The sequence below is a fragment of the Mesorhizobium sp. USDA 4413 genome (genome assembly GCF_056280365.1).
Window position 1 is genome coordinate 1,031,145 of record NZ_JBVPRP010000001.1, and the last position, 19,306, is coordinate 1,050,450.

Sequence of the window (19,306 nt, forward strand, 5' to 3'; positions counted from 1 at the left end):
TACGGTTAACTATGACCCGCCTGGAAAAGGTCATAGCCCCGACGCGATCAGTCAAGTCCGGTGTCCGCCCCTGCGAATTGAGACACCCACGCGGATCGCGTTCCACTCAAGCAAGACTTCGAAAGCTTCGGTGGACGCCTCCTCAGCTCCACAGCGCTGCGTGCATTTGTAGGTCACAACGGTTGTCGCGTTACGCGAAGGCGCAACTCGTCATCAATAGTTGCATTCAAAGTCCGCAATCGGTTCAACCGAACTGACAATTGACCCTGCCAAGGCTGCGCGAGGTGTGCAATCGCAGGCCCGTACGGACCATTGTAGATGATCTCGACGCGCTCCTGCTCATAATGGAGCCGAAGCGCAATAAGCCAATCCGCCTGCTCTTCGACATGCGTGAAAGGGAAGCTGTCGCCGCGTCCAGTCGATTTCACCTGAACCTTACGCCCATCGGGCGCGACCGCATCTATGCCCTTAAGGCCACGCCGCGCCACCAGCGTCAAGGCGAACAATTCGGCCGCAATTGCCTCCCCCAAATCTCCGACGAGGTTACCGTCTAAAGTGAACCGTAGTCCCGTCGCAGCAAATCGTTCCCGTAGAGAATTACGGGCATGAAGTAGGTGGCGCACCTCAGAAGGCAAACTATAGAAAGCCATCACATATCCCCCGGCCGGAACTCCATGGCAGGTCAGGTACCACATTTTCGGAACTACTTCAGGGAGGAGACCGCAAGGACCTCGGTGTGGTTGGCGTACCAACGGGTGGCTTCTCATCAGCCACATTGGGGGTAATGAACCATGGACGGCTAGCCTGTCACGCCCACCAGCTATCGCGAGGTTCTGACAATTCATTGGAAGACGGGGCACTAGGCCCCGCCCTTCATTCGGTTTTCCCGCCGCCAAAGCGGTTGAAGGTTGGTGTAATAGCAAAGCCGGATAAGGTGGTCTAAGTCCCTGGCGCTTGCCAGCGGCTCTATGTGGTCAACCTCCCACTGCCGGTAGCTGTCCCACGACATGCCGATCCGAAACTGTGACGCAATATGGTCTCGGAGCTTGGAGTGGTTGCAGCCGAGCGCATAGGAGGGGCTAGCGCTCCCACCAAGGGCCATTCCGGTTCGGCGGAGGGTATTCCTGTACATTCTGAATGAAGGTTCCCTATACCCTCGCAACAACTCGCGTTGCCGTGCCTGTTTGGCATTGCAAGCGACGCATTGCCGATTGCCCACGAAGCGTTCCGCGCGGTGACCTTCTTTACAGGTCTTCCCCGTATAGAAACGAGAAAGGCCGCACGCGGCGGCCTCTTTTCTGCTCAGCACAATCGAGGTGCTGACACTGTGTAGTGACATTTGAGTTTCCTTTATTGTTTGATGAAATACGCTCTCCTTTCCTCGGCCTGCGGTCGAGCAATAGCCGACTTTGAGTGCGGCCAGTTGTTCTGCGATTGGGGTAGGTTTGCGCAATTCGGCGGTCATGCGTTCGAAGCTACGCGCATTGGTTCCCAGGCCGCTTACTACGGCTGATTTCAAGTGGATGCCCTTAGGAGCGCTCTTGAAATATTCAAGCAGCCGTGTCTCTGCCGATGCCTTACGCGCCTTACGTTTTGTGGCGCCCGCTTCCCATTCTGTTACAACTATGCCCGGCATCTGGCGCCGTAAGGAATTTGTGACTAGGTCGCTTGTCGTGCCCCTTGCAGGAAGAAGCAGGTAGAGGTCTGTAGGATTGCAGTTGCCGGCGTTGTCGATGGGCTTCCTACATCTCGTGCGATTGACGGCTTGCACCACACTTCTGGCTATGAAGCCGTCTTGAAGTGACCGCCGTATGTCAGCATAACCACCGAAGCTGCGATTGCCGGCAAACCAATCGTCACTCTGCGGCCCTTGATGGGCAAAATAGACGTGTGCAGGTGCGATATCGTCGATGTAAGGGAGTCCGAAGAAAACGGCTGCGTCACAGTCGCTCCATTCATTCTTCCCATCGAGGTTGCCCCAGTGGGCAAATTTCAAGGAAGTGCTCGTGCTAAAGTGCTTCACCACGGCCTTTACGTCCTTGTGGGTGCAGACCAAGGGCCGCTTGGCGTTCAATGTTTGCGAGAGCTGGCCCCAGATGACCGGCCATTCCTTGGCGGCATTCTGGACAAGATGCTCTTTGCCGACGCGATGTCCGCACGATAGGTTCAGCCTCACGTTGGCATAAGAACGAATGCCCTCAGGACGAGGAAGCACTCGCACCAGCGTCCCCATTACCAAATAGGTGGGGTCGATGCCGGCAGTAGCATCAAGGATCACACCATGTTTGCCGGCTGCTCCAAGTAGTGACCTAGAGCTGTGCAACAGAGCCTTACCGCGTCTGTCGGTAGTCCAACCAAAGCCGATCCCAGAGATAATTTCCAAGCTCGATAGTAGGTCAATATACCGGGTTCTAAATGGGGTGCGAATTTGAGCTTGACCAAACACCAGATCGGTATCAATGCAATCCTGTATATCTTTCCATGCCGCAAAGGCTTCCTTTGGTAAGCTCTCAACGGCTTCTTGTAGCCTTTGGAAGTCAACGCGACCAAGCAAGTCGAACTGCTTACTACTCAGCATCTTATCGGACTTTGAATGAGCGTCTTCGGTCAACGTAGTTGCGAGGCCATGCAGCCGTTCAACATCGGAACGAGCCGGTCCCTTGAGCAATCCCACAAGGTCTCCACACATGGAACGCATGTCGCCAAGATCAATGTCATATGCGTCAACCCAATCGAAGGCTTCGTCTATGATAACCCATTCACGGCTATTGAGGCCAGCGTAGTAGTGATCTAGTCGAGGACTATTCCCTGTGTTGGCTTTTTCTATAAGAGCTAGCCTATACGCAGAGTGAGTGATCACTAGAACTTGATATGACCCGAGTATATCGGGCGAGCAAGGAGCTTCGCTGTGCAATGACCGGGCCATAGTCCGACCTGCTAGCTCATTGATGCCATGAGCGATTTGGTCTGCTTCATCATTAAACCGGGTAACGATGAGAATGTGCGGATGTAGGATCGGGTGCTGTACAGAACACAGGACCTTGAGAGCCTCGGTCTTTCCCGAACCCGTCGGTAGCTGTACGACCTGCCATTGCTTCGACTTGTCGGCTATCTGTTCTGTGGCTTGTTCGAGCTGGAGCCAACCTTTGACAAGGGGCTCGGAGTGCGACAATTTCAGTTTTGAAGTCCAGTGTTCGATCATACGATTAATGAATGTCATGCTTTCTCCTCAGTATTGAAAAACAGAAAGGCCCACCGGTTTGAAGCCGGCAGGCCCTACAGCGAAAAATCCCGCAGATATCCTGTAAAACTATTGGGAAAAATGCGGGGGTTTATGGACTAGATGTGGCTAGGCCGCCTAGCAGCATTTCTGGAGGGTGAAACCGTTTCACACCTAGCCTCCAGGAGCCTTTTACTCCGCATAGGGAGCAAATTGGATTTCTGAGTCATCCGGGTGCAAGCGGACGATCTGGCAGGCTGACGCATTCTCCCATTTCGGCAGTCGCTGCAACGGTCCAAGCCATGGCCCGAATATTGGTGTTGAGCGCAAGCAGAAACTGTAAGTCGCTTGGACCGTGGGGAACTGGCATCATCTCTCGCAGATAGATGTTTGTCGCCCTCATGCTGGCATCCAGCTTCGCTATCGAAACAGCTACAATTGGCTTTTCACGAAACCAGCTTTTTTGAGCCAAGCACATAATCACAACCGAAAGCTCGGTCCCATCTTGGTAACGAAGCGACGCGGTTATGATGTCCTCGTGTTCGGTCAATGGGACCAACCCAAGCTGCGCTAAACATAGCTTCACCAACTCCGCAACGTGGTCCGGCATTACAAGTGGTCTGTTCGTCATGCTGCCACCTGCCGGCCGGCTTGCCTGAGTTTCGCAACGATATCTTCCGGCTTAAGGTGGGTGTACCGGAACAGCATTCTCGGGTCCCTATGTCCGCTGATGGCCGCGACCTCTGGTACATTCAAACCCAATTCAAAGAACCGGCTTACGGCCTCATGCCTGAGGTCGTGGAACCTAAGGTCCAAAATGCCCGGCTTGTCCTTTGAGGCTCTTCGTTTGCACCTTTCCCATGCAAGGCGGAACGCATTTGCAGAGACGGGAAACAGCCGGTCGTCAGTTGCCGTACCTTGTAGGCTGCGCAGTATCAAAACTGCTTTCTCTGACAGCGGAATGGTACGCGGAATGTCGGTCTTCGTTTCAGGTATCGACAGCAGGCCATTGGCTAGGTCAAGGTCCGAACGACGTATGTTTAGCAGTTCGCCGCGCCGCATTCCGGTTTCGATCGCCAGTTTGATACCGGGCTCTAGCCAATCGGTTCGGCCATCTGCACAAGCAGCCAACAGCGCCGCAAACTCATCTGCATGAAGCCGCCTGTTCCGTCCGTTAGCGGCCTTAGGCCTGCGCACGTTGGCAACTGGATTTGCCTGTAAGGGTATGTCCCATTCACGTCGTGCCACCTCAAATATGGTGCGCAACAAGCCCAGTTCCCTTAGGACCGTCCCGGCTTCGACCTCCCTTAGCCTCTTGTCTCGGTGCCGGGTGAATGCCTGAGGCGTAATCCGAGCTAAGGTCAGGTTGGCCCAGTCGTACCGCAGGAAAACTTCTATCCGTTTAGCTTCCGAAGCATGGCCGCGCTTGCCCGGCGTTACATCGCGCGCATAGCGCCTTAGCAAGTCTGCAACGGTCATACGCTGTAAAGCGGACGGATCATAAGCTAGCGCTGAGCGGTCTAGTTCCTGTTCGGTCTGCCGTATCCATCGCAGTGCATCAGCACGGTTGATGAAGGTTTTGCTTATCGGGGTATGCCCAGTGCGGCGGACCTGTGCCTGCCACTTGTCGTTTCGCTTGCGTAGAGACGCCATCGGCGCTGCTCCTTGTGACCAGATTGTGACTGGTTGCGTTGAGGAGCATTTCGAGGAATGAAGCAGTCGCTCGAAACCCTTGCCGTATAAGGGTTTGAAATGGCGCACCCGACAAGATTCGAACTTGTGACCTCTGCCTTCGGAGGGCAGCGCTCTATCCAGCTGAGCTACGGGTGCTTCCCGGGGGAAACGAACCGGCCGGTGAGCCGGCCAGCCACGGCTTCTTAGCGGAAGCCGCAGCACGCTTCAACGGGCAATTGGCGATTGGGTCGGGGGCTGTAGCGGTTGATTGTCCGACTGAGGGCTGTCGGAGAGGGCGCTCCCCTCTCCGTCTCGGCTTCGCCGAGCCACCTCTCCCCACTGCGTGGGGCGAGGAACAGGCCTCACCCCTCAGCCCCCACCTTCGCCGTCTTCCTGCTCACCGCCCGTGTCGCGCGCTTCGCTTTCTTCGCGCTGGTCAGTTCGTGCATCGCATCAAGCTGCATCTGCTGCATCTCGGCCAGGCGCTGCCATTGGCGCGAGATGAGGTAGTCGAGCTTTTCGTGCAGGTGGCGCACTTCAAGCTCGGCCTTGAGGTTCACACGGTAGTCGTTGAAGGAGCGCAGCCGGTCTTTGGCTTCCTGGCGCTTCTGGCTCATCATGATCACCGGCGCCTGGATGGCGGCGATGCAGGAGAGCAGAAGGTTGAGCAGGATGAACGGGTAGGGGTCGAAGGCCTTCGCCTCGCCTTCCACGAGGTTCAGGCCGATCCACACCAAGAGGATGCCGGCAAACGAGATCAGGAACCACCAGCTGCCGCCGAACTCGGCCATCGAGTCGGAGACGCGGTCGGCGAAGGAGCGGTGCTCCTCGAACTCCTCTTCGGAGTTTTCCGAGATCGTGTCCTGCCTGGCGATCGATTCCACCACCTGACGGTCGAGCTCGGAGAATTCGCCATGCTCCTGCTGCAGCAATTCCTCCATGTAGCGCATGCGGTAACGGGCGAGCTCCTCGCGGCTGATGCGGGCGCCGCGCGGCAGGTCGGGATGGTCGGAGCGGATGCGGTCGGCAAGGCTGGGCCTCAGATCGTCGACGCGCACCAGGTCGCGCTTGCGGAATTTGCGCCCCGATATCGCCGAGGGTTTTTTCTTCGGCTTGACCCTGGTACTGCCGGGAACATGCGGTTCGGGGTGCGGCTCGGAATCCGGCACTTCCGGTGCTTCGAGGATCTCGTCGGCGGCTGCCTGCGCGTCCTCCGGTACGGTTTCCGCCTCTAGATACTCGCCGGCGACGTCGTTCTCATTGTCGGCCTGGATTTGCGCGGATGCCTTCGGGTCGCCTGCCATGCTCAGTGCTCCTGTTCGAGGCTTTGCGCCACGATACGCCAAGCCGGCGCGGCATATCCATGGTCAGTGTGAAAAGTGTGTGACGGAACAAGTTCTTGTGATTGGGGCGGACGGGTGAGCGCCTGGCGATGTACGTGTAATTGCTTGGGGCAGCGCCGCCCCCACTCCGTCTCGGCTTCGCCGATCCACCTCTCCCCCGCTCCGCGAGGGAGAGGAAAGGGCGCGGCGCTATTTCCTCTCCCCTACCTCTTGGTGGGGGAGAGGTGGCTCGGGCGAAGCCCGAGACGGAGTGGGGGAGCGCCGCCGGCGATTTCGCGCCTAACCCTGGAGCAATCGTCTCCGCCGCCTGGCCTTGATCCACATCCAACTGGGCCCTGTGGCGGGCCTCATAGGCTGACTATATCGAAATCAGGCCTGACCGTTCAGGCTCCCGCCACCCGGGGCGCGCGCAGCGCCCCGCAATCTGAGGGATCGCCATCATGTACAAAAAAATCCTGATCGCCACCGACGGCTCCGAACTCGCCCAGAAGGGCGTCGCCCACGGGCTGGAACTGGCCAAGGGGCTCGGCGCCACCGTGGCCTTCGTCACCGTCTCTGAGCCGTTCCCGGCGCTGGCCTGGGGCGGCGCCATGGCGGGCTATGTCGCCGCCGACGAGCTGGTCAATTACGAGGGAAGCGCGCGCAAATATGCAAGCGAGCTGCTTGGCAAATGCAAGGCCGAGGCAGAGGCGAAGGGCGTCAGCGCGAAAACCCTGCATATCGAGAACCGCACGCCCGCCGAGGCGATCCTCGAGGTCGCCGGCGCGGAAGGCAGCGACCTCATCGTCATGGCCTCGCATGGCCGCCGCGGCATCGGCCGCCTGGTGCTGGGTAGCCAGACGGCGGAGGTGGTGTCGCTGACGACCATCCCGGTGCTGGTGGTCAGATAAACGTTGGTGAGGCGGCGCCTCCCCATGAGGTCGTCATTCCAGGGCGGAGCGACGCGAAGCGTCGCGGGGACCCTGGAATCCATGCCGTTACACTGGCGCAAGAATGCAGCGGAGCAGAAAGAAGCTGTCTACGCTGGCGTCTCAAGGCCACTGTCTGCACCGCCCCGACGCTCATTGGTCGGAATGGATTCTAGGGTCTGCGCTGCGTCGCTTCGCTCCTTGCTCCGCCCTGGAATGACGAGGCTCTGGACGGCGGCCCCGCCGCCCTACTGCGTCGGCAGCAGCGGCGCGCCGGGCGATGCCAGATCCGGCGACGGAAAATCGGACGCCAGCTGGCCCGGCGGCATCGACGCAGGCGCCGCGAACCCCGGCGGCCGCAACCCTGGCAAAGCCGAGTCCGGCGGCATCGTGCCGGGCGGCGGCGAGGCCGGCTGCTGCCCGGAATACATCAGCCTGGGTTGGCCGGCGTTGGCGGTCGCCGGCCCGAGGCTGCGCTGGATCAACGCCTCGACATGGTCGTTGCGCTGGCGCGCCGAGTCGGCGCCCATCACCACCACGATCAGATGCCGCCCGTCGGCATTGTAGGAGGTGACGATGTTGTAGCCGGAGGCACGGATGTAGCCGGTCTTGATGCCGTCGACGCCACGCACCCGTCCCAGCATGTCGTTATGACCGCGCACCAGGCGGCCGCGGAACATGAAGTCGCTTTCGGAGAAATAGTGGAAATGCTGCGGGAAGCGCTTTTCCAGCGCCATGCCCAGCACCGCCATGTCGCGCGCCGTGGTCACCTGGCCGTCGTCGGGCAGACCACAGGCATTGCGGAAATTGGTGCCGCTCATGCCGAGCGAGCGGGCCTTGGCGGTCATCATCGCCGCGAACTGATCCTCCGAGCCGCCGCCCAGATATTCGCCCACCGCCACCGCCACGTCGTTGGCCGACTTCACCACCATGGCGCGGATCGCGGAATCGACGTCGATCGTCTCGCCGCGCCGGAAGCGCAGCTTGGTCGGCGGCTGCGAGGCGGCATGGTCGGAAACCGGGATCCGCGTTTCCTTGGTGACGCGGCCGCTCTCCAGCGCCTCGAACAGCATGTAGAGCGTCATCATCTTGGTCAGCGAGGCGGGATAGCGCTGCGCTCTCGAATTGACCTCGAACAGGGTCTTGCCGCTCGATGCATCGACCACGATCGCCGCGTATTTCTGCGGCTGCGCCGGCACGGCCAGCACGCTTTCCGGCGGTGCCGCCGTCGTGCAGCCGGCGACCAGCACGAGCAACGCCAAGACGGCGATGAGTTTCTGTAGGAAGGCGAGAGGACGGGGCAAGACGTTTCTAAAACTGTTGCTGAGACGCGGCGAAGCTAACGTAACCCATGTGCCGCGTCCAACTGGTTAACGGGGATAGAAACGCATTTGCCCAGGTTTTCGGGGGGTGTGAGTATGCTTTCTTTGCTTCCGGAGGTTCGGCGCTGCCCCCTCACCTGCCTGCCGGCATCCTCTCCCCGTATAGTGACGGGGAGAGGAGCGCTGTCATCGCCGGTTTCGCCAATCGCCAGCGTTGCAGAAAGGGCGCAGCCATGGCGGCCAGCTCCTTTCTCCCCGTCACTATACGGGGAGAAATGCCCGGCAGGGCGATGAGGGGCAGCGCCTGCGGCCACAAGTTGGCGGCCCCTGCCGCATCTTGATGCAAAATGCCGACTGTCCGGCTTGCGCGCCCTCCCTCCGACAGGCTTTTCTTGCGCAAAGATTCGGAGAGGCATCCATGGACACGGTCACGATCGGCGCAAAGGGCATCTCCGTCTCGGTCGACCTTGCCGTCGGGCACATCGCCGTCATGGAGGTCGACGCCGATGGCCGCGTTCTGAAGCCGCTGCATCGTGCGCCCTGGGTCGGCTCGCCGCGAGAGAGCCTGCCTGCAAATCTCCCCGAAGGCACGGTGCGGCTCTCCGGCGATTTCCTCTGCGCGCCCTTCTCCGCCAGCGATGTCGAGGTCGCACCCCTGCATGGCTGGCCGGCCAACAGCGAGTGGGACGTGGTCGAGAACAGTGCCATTGCCGGCGGCTGGCGCGCCGTCTTCCGGCTGCGCCGAAAGGTGATGGGCGCGGCCGTCGACAAGGTCTTCACGCTGCGCGACGGCCATCCCTTCCTCTACCAGGAGCACATCTTTTCCGGCGGCTCGGGCGCCATCTCCGTCGCCCATCATCCGATGACGGTGATGCAAGGCGGCGGCCGGCTGGCCTTCTCGCCAAAACGCGTGGCTGTCACGCCTCCCACACCGCTCGAGCCCGATCCGGCGCGCGGCCGCTTCATGCTGGCCTATCCGGCCCGCGCCACCGACCTTAAGCAGTTTCCGCTGGCCGCCGGCGGCGCCACCGACCTCACCGACTATCGCATGGAAGACAGGCGCGAGGATTTCATCACGCTCGTCGAGGCGGACCACGGCGGCCCGGGCTGGACCGCTATTGCCCGCCGCGCCGAGCAGGACCTGGTGCTGGTGCTGAAGAACCCGGCCGAACTGCCGGTGACCATGCTGTGGCTCTCGAATGGCGGCCGCGACTACGCGCCCTGGAGCGGCCGCCATCTCGGCGTGCTCGGCATCGAGGACGGCCGCACCGCGATCGGCCACGCCGCTTCGCTCGGCGACAATTGGCTGAAGCATGAAGGCGTGGCGACGGCCTTCGCGCTGGCCGAGGGGCGGTCGGTCTCGTTCCGCCATGTCCTCGGCGGGGTACCGTTCGCAGGAGTGGAGCCGCCGAGCGGTCTGGAATCGGCGCCTGACCGCGTGCGCATCCTTGCTCCGAACGGCGCGGTGCAGGAGGTGCCGTTCGACGGGGCGTTCTTGCGCATTGGGCGTACGGTTCCGGCCTGAGGTCACATGGCGAAGCCAAGGTTGGGACGATTAAGAACTGCGCCGCGGCTTCTGCATGAACCGGCAGCATGCGACTGCCAGCTTGCAGTCTAAACGACGTCCTAAGGTTTGAATTTTCCACCGACACCCGCCAAAATGCCGGCCGCAACCTTACCGGAAAGCGCCGATGTCCGAGATCGCCCATATCACCGCCGCCATCTTCAAGCGCGCCGGCAAGGCCAAGCGCTTCGTCGTCGCCATCGCCGGCCCGCCGGGCGCCGGCAAGTCGACGCTGTCCGCTTCCTTGCATGAGCTTTTGCCGGAAGGCAGCTCGGAAATCGTGCCGATGGACGGCTTCCACTATGACGACATCATTCTCAACCGTCGCGGCCTGCGTCCCCGCAAGGGCGCGCCGGAAACCTTCGATTTCGCCGGTTTCGAGACGCTGCTGAAGCGCATCCGCTCCGGCGAACCCGATATAGCCATCCCGGTGTTCGACCGCAGCATCGAACTGTCGCGCGCGGCGGCCGAAATCATCGGCGCCGACACCAAGTTCATCCTGGTCGAGGGCAACTACCTGCTGCTCGACGAGGAGCCGTGGTCGCGGCTGGCGCCTTTGTTCGATTTCACCATCTTCGTCGACGTGCCGCGCAACGAGCTCGAGCGCCGGCTGATGGAGCGCTGGCGCGAACACGGCAAGTCCGACGAGGACGCCCGCGCCTGGATCGCCTCCAACGATATGCCCAACATCGAGCGGGTGCTCGCGCGGCGCCGGCCTGCCGACATGGTCATTGGTCAATGACCTGCATGGCCCAATGACCCTGATGATTGGTTAACCTGCTCAATTTTCAATATTTTTGAACGGGAACCTTAAGGTTTTCGCGCCGTTATGACCCTATCCCGAATTGTCCGGCGCCGGAGCAATTCCAGGAAAGCGTGCACCGCTTTCCGTCTGGAGTTGAGAAGAAAATTGCAGGAGCTGTCAGATGGCAACCAACAGCCGAAAAGCCGCGCCCAAAAAAGCCAGGGCCAATCAATCCAGGACGGCGCAGGCCAAGGCCGGCGCCGCGATCGCCGAGCGGTCGAAGGACGCCAAGCCGGCATTCGGCAAGGCGGCGCCGAAGAGAGTAACGCCAGCGGCTCACAAGGTCGCGGCCGAGAGCGCGAAGCACCACAAGCCGGCAAAGGGACCGGCGGTCAAGAAGTCGGGTCCGATCCGCACCGTGGCCAGCGTCGCGACCGGAGCGGTCGTGGCAACCGCAAGGCTGGCGGCGTCCATGTTCGGCCGCGGCGGCGCAAGCGCCAAGACGAAGTAAGGGCTCAGCCCTTCGCCGGAATCGCGAGCCCCCGCTTCACCGCGGGGCGCGCCAGGCCGCGCTCCAGCCAGTCGGCGACGGTCGGGAAGTCGTCGAAGCCGACCAGCTCGCGCGCCTCGTAGAAGCCGATCAAATTGCGCACCCAGCCTAGCATGGATACGTCCGCGATGGTGTAATCGTCGTCCATGATCCACTTGCGGCCCTTCAGCCGCGTTTCCAGCACACCGATTAGCCGCCGCGACTCGTCGCGATAACGCTCCAGCGGCCGCTTGTCGGCAATCTCGCGCCCGGCGAATTTGTGGAAGAAGCCGACCTGACCGAAGATCGGGCCGATCGCCGCCATCTGGAAGAACACCCACTGGATCGTCTCGTAGCGCCGCGCCGGATCGGCGGGAATGAGCTTGCCGGTCTTGTCGGCCAGATAGAGCAGGATGGCGCCGGACTCGAACAGGCCGATCGGCTTGCCGCCCGGACCGTCCGGGTCGACGATCGCCGGGATCTTGCCGTTCGGGTTGAGCGACAGGAACTCCGGCGTCCAGCTCTCGTTCTTGCCGATATCGACATAATGCGGCTCATAGGGGAGGCCGATCTCCTCCAGCGCGATCGAGACCTTCACGCCATTGGGCGTCGTGGCGGAATAGAGCTGCAGGCGCTCGGGCTGCTTGGCCGGCCAGCGCTTGGCGATCGGAAAGGCGGACAGGTCGGTCATCGGAAACTCCGGAGCGGATTGGCGCAGGGCGGCGCTTGTGGCGGGTGAGGCAAGAATTAGGTCTGTGGCCGGCCGCGATCAATACACCGGCAAGCGGCTAGAGCAATTCCAGGAAAAGTGTGAGCGGTTAGGTTCGGCGTCTTCGCCGTAACCTTCCGACCGGAATTGCGTAAAAACAAAAAGATAGGGCGGTCCGCCGTCTCCGGGAAACGGGGGTCCGCTCTATCCATGCACACACAGTCAACCGGAGGGCTTCGGTCAGACCGCCCTGAAGGCCAGCACCGAGTTGGTTCCGCCGAAGGCGAAACTGTTGCTGAGCGCCGCGCGCACCTTGCGCTCGCGCGCCGTGTTCGGCGTCACGTCGAGGTCGCATTCCGGGTCCGGCTCGCGATAATTGGCGGTGGGCGGCACGATGCCGTCGCGGATCGCCATCACGCAGGCGATCATCTCCAGCCCGCCCGAGGCGCCGAGGCAATGCGCATGCATCGACTTGGTCGACGACACCGAAAGCGAACGGGCATGCTCGCCGAAGACACGCTTGATCGCCGCGGTCTCGATCTGGTCGTTGGCCTTGGTGCCGGTGCCATGCGCGTTGAGGTAGTCGACGTCTTCCGGATTGAGTCCGGCATCCGCCAGGCAAAAACGCATGGCCGCTTCCGGTCCCTCGACGGTCGGCGCGACGATGTCGGAAGCATCGGCCGAAAGCCCGACGCCGGCGATCTCGGCCAAAATGGTGGCGCCGCGCGCCGTCGCGTGATCATAGCTTTCGAGCACCGCCATCCCGGCGCCTTCGCCAAGCACAAGGCCTGCACGATCGGCCGAGAACGGCCGGCAGGTGTCAGGCGAAAGCACTCTCAGCGCTTCCCAGCCTTTCAGCACGCCCCACACCAGCGGCGCTTCGGTGCCGCCGGCGACCATCACGTCGGCGCGACCGAGCCTGATCTGGTCGACGGCCGAGGCAATCGCATGGTTGGCGGACGAGCAGGCCGACGTGGCGCCGAAAACAGGGCCGCGCAGCCCGAGATTCATGCTGACCTGGCCGGCGGCCGCGCCCGGCATGACTTTCGGCACGGTGAAGATGGCGGCGCGGTTGCGCCCTTCGAGCAGGATCGCGCGGTAATTCTCCTCGATGGTCTCGAACCCCGCGACGCCGACGCCGACGACTGCGCCCATCCGGTAGGTGTTGTCGGCATGGGCGACTAGTCCCGATTGCCGCATGGCTTCGCGCGCCGCGATCACCGCCAGCAGGCTGAAACGGTCCATCGACACCACCTGCTTGCGGTCGATGCCGTGGTCCGGCAATTCCTTGATTTCGCAACCGGTCTTGACCTTGAGGTCATGCAGCGACGGATTGTCGATAGGGCCGATGGCCGAGCGGCCGGCGCGCATGGCCTCCCATATCGCCGGCGCATCGTTGCCGAGCCCGCAAATCCCGCCGATACCGGTGATGACGACGCGTCTTTGCATGCAATCAGGCTTTTTTCGCGATCAGTTCGCGAACCGCCTCGACCATGTCGCCGACGTTCTTGAGATTGCTCCAGGCATCGACCGTGTTCATCTCGATCTCGATGCCGTATTTTTCCTCGAGATCGAAGATGATCTCGGTCAACTCCAGCGAATGGATGCCGAGCGTTCCGAGATCGGTGCTGGCGGTGATTTCCTCGCCGCCGGTATCGGCATGCGCTTTGATCTTTTCGATGATCTCGGTCGTCAGTTGGTCAGCCATTCGGTTCCTTCCCTGTCGTTTCCCGACGCCAACTGATCAGCGCCCTTTTTGTCCCCGGATCCAACAACGCCGTTGCCCTTACCTCGCCAGACATCGCGCAACCGCTCCAGGGTGGCTTCCCTCTATAGAAACCAAAACGATGTCAAGCAACAAGCGATATATCGACAAAGCCGCCGGAGTGCTTAACCTGGAATGGTGGACACGATCGAGAACACTCTCCCATCCCGGCCCGCCTTGCCTTCGGCCGCCGCTCCTTTGCCTGCCGCGCAACGTGTTGCCGGGCGAGCCAGGCTTTTCTGCGGCAAGAGCGACGGCCGGACGCGCTTGCAGCGGCTCTATCAGGATGGATCGGCCAAGATCCGCCTGCCGGCAGTAGAAGGCGATCCGCTCGAGGCAGTGCTCATCAACACGGCCGGCGGAATGACCGGCGGCGACCGCCTCGGCTGGACAATCGAGGTCGGCGCCGGCGCCTCCGCCTCCGTCACCACCCAAGCCTGCGAAAAACTCTATCGCGCCGCCGCCGACAGGGCCGAGACAAGCGTCGGCCTCCGGGTCGGTCCGGGCGGCCGCATCGCCTGGCTGCCGCAGGGAACCATCGTTTTCGACCGTGCCGCTTTCGCCCGCACGCTGGATGTCGAGCTTGGCGACAGTGCCGAGGCATTGATACTCGAAGCCACGCTGTTCGGCCGGCTTGCGATGGGCGAGCGGACGGTTCAAGGCAGTTTCCATGACCGCTGGCGGATCCGCCAGGGCGGCGCGCTGGTCCATGCGGAGGATTTCCGGCTCGGCCCGGATATCGCCGCGACGCTCCAGCGGCGGGCGGCGACCGGCGGCGCGCTTGCGCTTGCTACAGTGCTCCTCGTTTCGCCGCAGGCGGAAGACCTGCTGGAGAAGGTCCGCGCCATCATCGGCGATCCGGCGATCGGCGGCTGGGGCGGCGCCAGTTTCTGGAGCGTCGGCCGATCTGGCAAGCTTCTTGCGAGGCTCTGCGCCGGCGACGGCTACCAGCTCCGCAAGCGGCTGGTTCCGCTCGTCGAACTGCTCAATGGACGGGCGGGACTGCCCAAATTGTGGTCACTCTGATCTGAAATACCGGGACATCGCATGAACCTTACGCCGCGTGAAAAGGACAAGCTGCTCATCGCCATGGCGGCGATGGTGGCGCGCAAGCGCCTGGAGCGTGGCGTCAAGCTCAACCATCCCGAAGCCATCGCCCTGATCACCGACTTCGTCGTCGAAGGCGCGCGCGACGGCCGTCCGGTCGCGGAACTGATGGAGGCGGGCGCCCATGTCGTCACCCGCGCCCAGGTCATGGACGGCATCGCCGAGATAATCCGCGACGTCCAGGTCGAGGCGACGTTCCCCGACGGCACCAAGCTGGTGACCGTGCACGAACCGATCAGGTGAGGGCCGATCCGATGAGGAAGACCGATGCTGGAGCTTAGGCCCAATTGCGAATGCTGCGACAAGGATCTGCCGCCGGAGGCGGCCGATGCGCTGATCTGCACCTTCGAATGCACCTTCTGCGCCGACTGCGTGGACAATGTGCTGGGCGGGGTCTGCCCCAATTGCGGCGGCAATTTCGCGCCGCGGCCGATCCGGCCGGCAGCCAAGCTGACGAAATACCCACCATCGACCACGCGCGTGCTCAAGGCCGGAGGCTGCGGCCCGCGCAAGGCCGCTTGAACCAGGTCAATTGGAGAAGGGCAGAAAGATGATCACCGCTTCGACGAAACGAACCACACTTGCCGCGATCCTTTTCCTGGCAGCCGCTATGCCGGCTGAAGCCCATGTCGGCGCAGGCTCCACCTCTTCCTTCGCCGCCGGTTTCGCGCATCCGCTGTCCGGGCTCGACCATATGACCGTGATGGTTGCCGTCGGCCTTTGGGCGGCGATGAAGGGCGGCAAGGCGGTCTGGGCCTGGCCGCTGGCCTTCGTCGGCGTGATGCTGGCCGGCGGCGCGCTCGGCATGCTGCATGTGCCTGTTCCTTTCGTGGAGCCGGTTATTCTCGCTTCCGTCGTGGCGCTCGGTCTGCTGGTGGCATTGGCGATCGACCTGCCGCTCTCGGCCGGGATCGCTGTCATCGCCCTGTTCGCGCTGTTCCACGGCCATGCCCATGGCACCGAAGTGCCGGAAAATGCGGCAGGGCTGGACTATATGGCGGGCTTTGCGGTGGCCACGGCGCTGCTCCACGGCGCCGGCATTGCGGCCGGCGTCGGGTTAGGATCGCGCTTCCGCGGTCTGGCGCGCACCGCCGGCGCCGCTTGCGCGGCGATTGGCGTCGGCCTTGCCTTCGGCGTGCTGTGAGGGTGCGATGATCCCCGGCGAAGTCATCACCGCCAAAGGCGACATCGAGCTGAACAAGGGCCTGCCCACGGTGACGCTCAAGGTCGCCAACAGCGGCGACCGGCCGATCCAGGTCGGCAGCCACTATCATTTCTTCGAGACCAATGAGGGCCTGAAATTCGACCGCGAGCGCGCGCGGGGCATGCGGCTCGATATCGCTGCCGGCACGGCCATACGCTTCGAGCCGGGACAGGAGCGCGACGTCACGCTCGTGCCGCTGGGCGGCAAGCGCGAAGTCTATGGTTTCCAGCAGAAGGTGATGGGCAAGCTGTGAAGGTGGCCGGCGCGCTCATATCACTTCGGCGGCTTGGCGGCGGCGTAGATGACGACCTTTCCCGGATTGTCGAATTCCACGGCAAGCACGTCCTCGGCCTGCACGCGTCGCGAATCGATGGCGTTGAAGAGCAGCGCGTTCGCCTCGATCTCCTGGCGCAATTCGGCGACATCCTCCTGATGCTGCTTCACCTTGTTCTCGATGGCCGGCGGCGGCCCGCCTTCACTGCGCGCGGCATCGGTCAGGAACACGATGTCGACCCTGTCGAGCTTGGTGGTCTTGCGCACCGTGCCGATGTTGTCGCGGGTGCGGTCGATGGCGGTGATGACCTTCCCGGCCTCCGTCGTGGAGAGCGCCTCTTCCTGTCGGACATCGGAATCGACGATTGCCGCGGCAGGCCTGGCATTGTCCAGCGGCTGCGCCGCGGACGCCGCCTGGGGCGCGGCCATGACAAGCGCGGCGGCAACCGCGGAACTCCATCTTGCAAAACGCGGGGCTTTCGCCATCGCTCGCTCCTGACTGAACTCCTGACGGGGCGAAAACAGCGAAACGGCCCTGTCTGGCCGCAGGTTCCCTTCAAAAGCCGACAGGCGGACCGCGACGCGGCCCGCCTTGACGTGCAATCAGCTTGCCTTCTTGGTGATCAGCGTCAGCGCGCCATTGGGCTGCATGCTGGCGGCGATCACCTGCGCCGAGCTCATGCCCTTGGCTTCGAGCGCGGATTTCACCTTGGGCGTGGCGTCGATCGACTTGCGCAAGGTCTGCAGGCCGGCGTCGCCGCGCTGCGCCACGATCTGGTTGACCTGCGTCTGCGTGTCCTTGGGCAGTTCTGTAATGTCGACGATGTTGACGCTCTGGATCGCCGGCGCCGCGGACTGGGCTTCTGGCGCGGCGGGTGCGGTGGGCGCCGGGCTTGGCTGCGGCGTCGGCTGCTGCTGGGCGCTGGCGGCCGCCGCCATCACCAGGGTGGCGGTTGCGGCGAGAACTATCGCGTTGCGCATGGATATTCCTTCCATCGGCTTGGGAGTGATTCCGCCCGCCTCAACGGCCCGATGGGAAAGCCCAAATGGGCGCTCAAAGTGTCGCCGGGCGGGTCATTGCGTGACCATTGGATGGCGACAATGTGTGCCCTGCGCGCAAACAATTGGAATTTCGGGAGCGATTGCTGATGGCCAGGATAAGCCGCGCCGCCTATGCGCAGATGTATGGACCGACGGTCGGCGACAAGGTGCGGCTCGCCGACACCGAGCTGTTCATCGAGGTCGAGAAGGATTTCACGGTCTACGGCGAGGAAGTGAAATTCGGCGGCGGCAAGGTCATCCGCGACGGCATGGGCCAGAGCCAAGTCACGCGGGCAGGCGGCGCGGTCGATACCGTCATCACCAATGCGCTGGTCGTCGACGCGCTTGCCGGTATCGTCAAGGCCGATATCGGCCTGAAGGACGGCCGCATCGCGGCGATCGGCAAGGCCGGCAATCCGGATACCCAGGCTGGCGTCACCATCATCATCGGCCCCGGTACCGAGATCATCGCCGGCGAGGGCAAGATCCTCACGGCCGGCGGCTTCGATGCGCATATCCATTTCATCTGCCCGCAGCAGATCGAGGAAGCGCTGATGAGCGGCATCACCACCATGCTCGGCGGCGGCACCGGGCCGGCGCACGGCACCTTGGCCACCACCTGCACGCCCGGCCCCTGGCATATGGCGCGCATGATCCAGTCCTTCGACGCTTTTCCGATGAATATCGGCCTCTCGGGCAAGGGCAATGCGTCAAAGCCGGCGGCGCTGGAAGAGATGGTGCTGGCTGGCGCCTGCGCGCTGAAGCTGCACGAGGACTGGGGCACGACCCCGGCCGCCATCGACTGCTGCCTGTCGGTCGCCGACGCTTACGACGTGCAGGTGATGATCCATACCGACACGCTGAACGAGTCCGGCTTCGTGGAAAACACGGTCGCGGCCATCGACGGCCGCACCATCCATGCCTTCCACACCGAGGGCGCCGGCGGCGGCCACGCGCCGGACATCATCAAGGTCTGCGGCCTGCCCAATGTCATCCCGTCCTCGACCAACCCGACCAGGCCTTACACGATCAACACGCTGGCCGAGCATCTCGACATGCTGATGGTGTGCCATCATCTGTCGCCGTCGATCCCGGAAGACATCGCCTTCGCCGAGAGCCGCATCCGCAAGGAGACGATTGCGGCCGAGGACATCCTGCACGACATCGGCGCCTTCTCGATCATCTCTTCCGACAGCCAGGCCATGGGCCGTGTCGGCGAAGTGGCGATCCGCTGCTGGCAGACCGCTGACAAGATGAAGCGCCAGCGCGGCGCGCTGCCTGATGAGACCGGCGACAACGACAATGTCCGCGTCCGCCGCTACATCGCCAAATACACCATCAACCCGGCCATCGCGCACGGCCTGTCGAAGGAGATCGGCTCGATCACCCTCGGCAAGCGCGCCGATCTTGTCCTGTGGAATCCGGCCTTCTTCGGCGTCAAGCCGGAGATGGTCCTGGTGGGGGGCACGATCGCGGCAGCACCCATGGGCGATCCCAACGCCTCGATCCCGACGCCGCAGCCGATGCATTACCGGCCGATGTTCGGCGCGTATGGCAAGGCGCTGACCAACTCCTCCGTGACCTTCGTCTCGAAAGCGGCGTTCGATGCTGGCCTGCGGGACAGGCTCGGCGTCGACAAGGCGATGATCGCGGTCGAGAACACGCGCGGCGGTATCGGCAAGCATTCCATGGTGCTCAACGACGCCACGCCGCATGTCGAGGTCGATCCCGAAACATACGAAGTGCGCGCCGACGGCGAGCTGCTCACCTGCGAACCCGCGACCGTGCTGCCGATGGCGCAACGGTATTTTCTGTTCTGACAACGGCTGACCGGTGAGCGGGCAAATATCGTTGCGGCGCGCGTGCGCAGATCGCAATATGCGGCAAAGCAGCAGCATTGTG

General features: G+C 62.6%; 21 protein-coding genes and 1 tRNA gene. 10 read left to right on the forward strand and 12 right to left on the reverse strand.

Annotated elements, in window-relative coordinates; translation table 11 throughout:
* Nucleotides 1-173 precede the first annotated feature (173 nt).
* The 6 genes from ACVMIM_RS05235 to ACVMIM_RS05260 all read right to left on the reverse strand — a co-directional run bounded on the left by ACVMIM_RS05235 (nt 174) and on the right by ACVMIM_RS05260 (nt 6,198).
* On the reverse strand, nt 174-650 hold the full coding sequence (locus ACVMIM_RS05235) for a DUF6998 domain-containing protein (protein ID WP_476110898.1): 477 nt from the start codon (nt 648-650) through the stop codon (nt 174-176).
* A gap of 209 nt (nt 651-859) precedes the next feature.
* Nucleotides 860-3,220, reverse strand: a complete 2,361-nt coding sequence (locus ACVMIM_RS05240; RefSeq protein WP_476110900.1) for a DEAD/DEAH box helicase family protein — start codon at nt 3,218-3,220, stop codon at nt 860-862.
* A 226-nt stretch (nt 3,221-3,446) separates the two neighbouring features.
* Nucleotides 3,447-3,851 carry a hypothetical protein gene (locus tag ACVMIM_RS05245; protein ID WP_476110902.1) on the reverse strand — a complete coding sequence of 135 codons (405 nt, stop codon included), beginning with the start codon at nt 3,849-3,851 and terminating at the stop codon, nt 3,447-3,449.
* Entirely contained in the window at nt 3,848-4,873 is a 1,026-nt protein-coding gene (locus tag ACVMIM_RS05250) for a tyrosine-type recombinase/integrase (RefSeq protein ID WP_476110904.1), read from the reverse strand. The genes ACVMIM_RS05245 and ACVMIM_RS05250 overlap by 4 nt, the downstream gene beginning before the upstream one ends.
* A gap of 100 nt (nt 4,874-4,973) precedes the next feature.
* Nucleotides 4,974-5,050, reverse strand: a tRNA-Arg gene (locus ACVMIM_RS05255).
* Between the two features lie 206 nt (nt 5,051-5,256).
* A complete protein-coding gene (locus tag ACVMIM_RS05260; protein WP_476110905.1) occupies nt 5,257-6,198 on the reverse strand; it encodes a DUF1003 domain-containing protein in 942 nt (313 codons plus the stop codon).
* A gap of 479 nt (nt 6,199-6,677) precedes the next feature.
* Between ACVMIM_RS05260 and ACVMIM_RS05265 the strand changes: the two genes are divergently transcribed.
* Complete coding sequence (locus ACVMIM_RS05265) at nt 6,678-7,127, forward strand: universal stress protein (protein WP_476110907.1); 450 nt, start codon at nt 6,678-6,680, stop codon at nt 7,125-7,127.
* A 266-nt stretch (nt 7,128-7,393) separates the two neighbouring features.
* Here the strand turns inward: ACVMIM_RS05265 and ACVMIM_RS05270 are convergent, their stop codons facing one another.
* Nucleotides 7,394-8,449 (reverse strand): D-alanyl-D-alanine carboxypeptidase family protein, encoded by a 1,056-nt coding sequence (locus tag ACVMIM_RS05270; protein WP_476110908.1) that lies wholly within the window; start codon nt 8,447-8,449, stop codon nt 7,394-7,396.
* Between the two features lie 436 nt (nt 8,450-8,885).
* On the opposite strand from ACVMIM_RS05270, the gene ACVMIM_RS05275 reads away from it, so the two are divergent.
* The 3 genes from ACVMIM_RS05275 (at nt 8,886) to ACVMIM_RS05285 (ending at nt 11,287) form a co-directional block, all read left to right on the forward strand.
* Nucleotides 8,886-9,992: a hypothetical protein gene (locus ACVMIM_RS05275; RefSeq protein ID WP_476110910.1), complete on the forward strand. Its 1,107-nt coding sequence runs from the start codon at nt 8,886-8,888 to the stop codon at nt 9,990-9,992.
* A gap of 166 nt (nt 9,993-10,158) precedes the next feature.
* Complete coding sequence (locus tag ACVMIM_RS05280; protein ID WP_476110912.1) at nt 10,159-10,773, forward strand: nucleoside triphosphate hydrolase; 615 nt, start codon at nt 10,159-10,161, stop codon at nt 10,771-10,773.
* Nucleotides 10,774-10,957: 184 nt separating this feature from the next.
* Nucleotides 10,958-11,287: a hypothetical protein gene (locus ACVMIM_RS05285; RefSeq protein WP_476110914.1), complete on the forward strand. Its 330-nt coding sequence runs from the start codon at nt 10,958-10,960 to the stop codon at nt 11,285-11,287.
* A gap of 4 nt (nt 11,288-11,291) precedes the next feature.
* Here ACVMIM_RS05285 and ACVMIM_RS05290 read toward each other — a convergent pair whose 3' ends face one another.
* The 3 genes from ACVMIM_RS05290 to ACVMIM_RS05300 all read right to left on the reverse strand — a co-directional run bounded on the left by ACVMIM_RS05290 (nt 11,292) and on the right by ACVMIM_RS05300 (nt 13,722).
* Nucleotides 11,292-11,996, reverse strand: coding sequence for a glutathione S-transferase family protein (locus ACVMIM_RS05290; RefSeq protein WP_476110915.1), 705 nt, complete (start codon nt 11,994-11,996; stop codon nt 11,292-11,294).
* 258 nt (nt 11,997-12,254) lie between these two features.
* Complete coding sequence (locus ACVMIM_RS05295) at nt 12,255-13,463, reverse strand: beta-ketoacyl-[acyl-carrier-protein] synthase family protein (RefSeq protein ID WP_476110917.1); 1,209 nt, start codon at nt 13,461-13,463, stop codon at nt 12,255-12,257.
* 4 nt (nt 13,464-13,467) lie between these two features.
* Nucleotides 13,468-13,722: an acyl carrier protein gene (locus tag ACVMIM_RS05300; RefSeq protein ID WP_041003067.1), complete on the reverse strand. Its 255-nt coding sequence runs from the start codon at nt 13,720-13,722 to the stop codon at nt 13,468-13,470.
* A gap of 195 nt (nt 13,723-13,917) precedes the next feature.
* On the opposite strand from ACVMIM_RS05300, the gene ACVMIM_RS05305 reads away from it, so the two are divergent.
* The 5 genes from ACVMIM_RS05305 to ACVMIM_RS05325 are packed head-to-tail and all read left to right on the forward strand — an operon-like array spanning nt 13,918 to nt 16,343.
* Nucleotides 13,918-14,805 carry an urease accessory protein UreD gene (locus ACVMIM_RS05305; RefSeq protein ID WP_476117105.1) on the forward strand — a complete coding sequence of 296 codons (888 nt, stop codon included), beginning with the start codon at nt 13,918-13,920 and terminating at the stop codon, nt 14,803-14,805.
* Between the two features lie 21 nt (nt 14,806-14,826).
* A complete protein-coding gene (locus tag ACVMIM_RS05310) occupies nt 14,827-15,129 on the forward strand; it encodes an urease subunit gamma (protein ID WP_476110919.1) in 303 nt (100 codons plus the stop codon).
* A gap of 24 nt (nt 15,130-15,153) precedes the next feature.
* Nucleotides 15,154-15,408, forward strand: coding sequence for a DUF1272 domain-containing protein (locus ACVMIM_RS05315; RefSeq protein WP_278051068.1), 255 nt, complete (start codon nt 15,154-15,156; stop codon nt 15,406-15,408).
* 28 nt (nt 15,409-15,436) lie between these two features.
* Nucleotides 15,437-16,030 (forward strand): HupE/UreJ family protein, encoded by a 594-nt coding sequence (locus tag ACVMIM_RS05320; RefSeq protein ID WP_476110921.1) that lies wholly within the window; start codon nt 15,437-15,439, stop codon nt 16,028-16,030.
* Nucleotides 16,031-16,037: 7 nt separating this feature from the next.
* Nucleotides 16,038-16,343, forward strand: coding sequence for an urease subunit beta (locus ACVMIM_RS05325; protein WP_041003075.1), 306 nt, complete (start codon nt 16,038-16,040; stop codon nt 16,341-16,343).
* 20 nt (nt 16,344-16,363) lie between these two features.
* On the opposite strand, the gene ACVMIM_RS05330 is transcribed toward ACVMIM_RS05325, so the two are convergent.
* Nucleotides 16,364-16,849: a hypothetical protein gene (locus ACVMIM_RS05330; RefSeq protein WP_476110923.1), complete on the reverse strand. Its 486-nt coding sequence runs from the start codon at nt 16,847-16,849 to the stop codon at nt 16,364-16,366.
* A gap of 117 nt (nt 16,850-16,966) precedes the next feature.
* Nucleotides 16,967-17,344, reverse strand: coding sequence for a hypothetical protein (locus ACVMIM_RS05335; RefSeq protein WP_476110925.1), 378 nt, complete (start codon nt 17,342-17,344; stop codon nt 16,967-16,969).
* Between the two features lie 167 nt (nt 17,345-17,511).
* Here ACVMIM_RS05335 and ureC point away from each other — a divergent pair, with 167 nt between their 5' ends.
* Nucleotides 17,512-19,224: an urease subunit alpha gene (ureC, locus tag ACVMIM_RS05340; RefSeq protein WP_476110927.1), complete on the forward strand. Its 1,713-nt coding sequence runs from the start codon at nt 17,512-17,514 to the stop codon at nt 19,222-19,224.
* Nucleotides 19,225-19,306 lie beyond the last annotated feature (82 nt).